Genomic DNA, 2,824 nt, shown 5'->3' with positions numbered 1-2,824 from the left:
GGAGGCTCGGTACAGTCCATCTTCGTAATGGCGAGCACGCATCGGGTAGCTCCGAGGTTATCGTGCGCGTACGAGATCAGCTGCCGCACCGCACCTTTTGACGATAGACAGCCTTCGAACTCGCCGTACGCTGCAGGAATGACTACGAGGATCGAGTCGATTTTCGAGGGGAATGTGCCTTCGGAAGGGATCGCATCAGTATGAAATGCGTTGAGGTTGCATGTTGGAAGCGCCAAGCTTCCGCAAGAGATCGACCCATTCCACGTCTGCAAAGCATCCCATGAGGCCGCAGCGCCGCTCGCACCAGATTCAATCTGTGAAGGATCGCTGGCTCGAAGTAGCGATCCCATCAGGTAGCTGATGCCACCTCCCTTTGGACCGATGACAAGCGCGTTGACGGTCGGCTGCATTGACATTTGCCTCACTCCTTGGCCATGTGCTCGACGTAAATGGTTTCAGCTGGTGCGCTGCAAGGCAATGGGGCGAAGATCTCTGGCCACGAACTCATTGCCTTGAGTTTCGCCGTGGTGAGGTAGCGCTTGCCGATTCAGCGCCACGTTTCTTCAGCTGACAACGCAATGCTTCAGAACTTTTGCTGGTAGCCGACGTAGAAATACCGGTCGATGTCGAACGCGGGATTGTACGGGGGGCTGCCGCCGCCGGCGCTGGATACGTTGTAGTAGAGCGGTCCCTTGCGCGCGAAGACGTTATTGATGCCGACACGGAAGTTGCCGTTCCAGGGGGCCTGCCAGCGCAGCTGCGCATCGTGGAAGGCGACCGAGCCCTTGCGGCTCACGCCGGTGACGCCAGTGATCGCGTTGAGTTCATTCGGACGATTGCACTCGACCGTGGACGACCAGCACGAGTCTTTCAGGCCGTCGAAGTAGCGTACGGTCCACGTCGCACCGAAGCGCCTCCACGACCAGTCGAGCGAGAGGTTCGAGCGGACGCGATACAGGCCCTGCACGCCGTTCATGTAGCCGGCCAGCTGGCGTGGCGGTGAACCGGGGCTGCTCGATTGCGTGTAGTCCTTCAGATAGGTGCTATCCGAGAGCAGGGTGAACTCGCCGTAGCGTGTTTCCGGGAAACGGTAATGCGCGCCGAGATCGTAGCCTTCGGTACGCAACGTGCCTAGGTTGGCCAGGCTTTCGTCCAGCGAGGTGATATGGCCGTCGGCCGCACGCGTGAAGCGTCCGCAATACGTCGGATCGTTCCGCACGTAGCAGAAGTTGAGAATGTCGCCGGCAAGGATCGGCGTGATGACATCGCGGATGTCGACCTTGTAATAGTCGAGCGTGACATCGAGGCCATCGAGGTAGCCGGGGCTGTACACCAAGCCGGCGGTGCGCGTAATCGACGATTCCGGCTTCAGCGCGGGATTGGCGCCCGTGCGGAAAGCCACGGGATTCTGGCCACCGGTGGCGGAGTTGACTTGCGCGCCCGACTGGTCGATCTGCCGATAGTTCGCGGGTACGCCTGCCGCGGCGCAGCGGCCACGCACGCCTGCATCGGACGCGGCGGCACCAAAGGCGCTGTCGCAAGGGTCGAGGAAGCTTTCGAAACTTTCGCTCGAACCCGCGTAAAGATCCGCCACCGTTGGTGCGCGGAAACCTTCGGCATACGTACCGCGCAAGAGCAGATCGTCGAACGGCTTCCAGCGGAAGCTGTACTTGTTGTTGGTGCGACCGCCGAAGGCCGAGTAGTGCGAATAGCGCGATGACGCGTTCACCGCCAGTTCCCGTGCGAAGGGCAGGTCGGCCAGCAGCGGCACGTCGAGTTCGAGGTAGGCCTCGTTGACGATGTAGCCGCCGTTCGTCGGATTGCTGGCCAGTTGGGTAGTCAGGCCGGCGGAGTCGGCGGGATCGGGCACGTAGCGTCCGTTCTCGGTGCGATGCTCGAGACCACCGGCCACGCGAACCGTGCCGGCGGGCAGGTCGAACACGCCGCCGGTCAGGTTGGCGACGACGTCGTTGGTCCTCGTCACCTGGCGGGCGGTGGTCGTGGATTGCACGTAGTTCCACACGGCATCCGGCGTGCCGCCGGGACCGGCAAGGATGTTCCACGGCACGCAGCCAGCCGCGCGATCCGCAGCATTGGCGCAGACGACGTTCCCGTTGACGACCGACGTCGGTCCCAGCGCTTTGGCGGCATTGACCAGATTGATATTGCCGCTATCGGTGCGGCTGTCGCGCGCCTCGGAATATCCGTAGGTGACGTCCCAGTTCCACGTGCGGTCATTCCAGAGGAAGCTGCCTTCGGCGCCGGCATCGACGTGGAAGGCCTTGCTCTTCGCCCAGCTGATACGCGGCAGTTCCGTCGTGCGGCGGAAGAAGTCGGTGTCGTAGCCTGGGAACGGGTTGTACGCGTTGCCCGCATCGATAGTCAGGTCGCTGGTGCGTCCAGAACCGCTTTCGAGAGGATAGCCCGCCGCCTGGCTGCGCGTGTCGCGCACTCCGTAGTTGGCCATGCCACGCAGGGCGATGTCGTCGGTAACGTTGTAGCGGCCCGTCGCGAACAGATTGCGCAGCTTGCTGCTCGCGCGAAAGGTCATGTCCTGTGGCGTCGAATACTTGTCGGCGTTGCTGTTGACGTCGTACGGGTGGTAGTTGGCGAGGTCCGCGGGGTTACCGACCACGCCGCCTGGATGGTTGACGACGTAACGGTTGGGCGTCCACGAGCCGTCGGCAGCATACGTGCCGGCACCGGCCGTGCCTGCGGCACGAGGATCGACCACGCCACCGTAAGGGCCCATGCCGAATCCATCGTCCGGATGGCGCGGACCGTAGGCCGTGCGGGTCAGTGAGCGCTTGCTGTCGTCCAGTTC

Annotated in this window: 2 protein-coding genes; both read right to left on the bottom strand. The window is 62.7% G+C overall.

Annotated elements, in window-relative coordinates:
- Window positions 1-416 (bottom strand): hypothetical protein (locus tag AC1DT2_RS19955; protein WP_477298249.1); only part of this gene is annotated, 416 nt, incomplete at its 3' end.
- 167 nt (window positions 417-583) lie between these two features.
- Window positions 584-2,824: TonB-dependent receptor domain-containing protein (locus tag AC1DT2_RS19950; RefSeq protein ID WP_477298247.1), on the bottom strand; the 2,241-nt coding region annotated here is incomplete at its 5' end.

This window comes from Luteibacter sp. P4_E6, assembly GCF_056401535.1.
The sequence above is the reverse complement of the archived record's forward strand: the minus strand, read 5'-3'. Positions and strand labels throughout refer to the sequence as shown.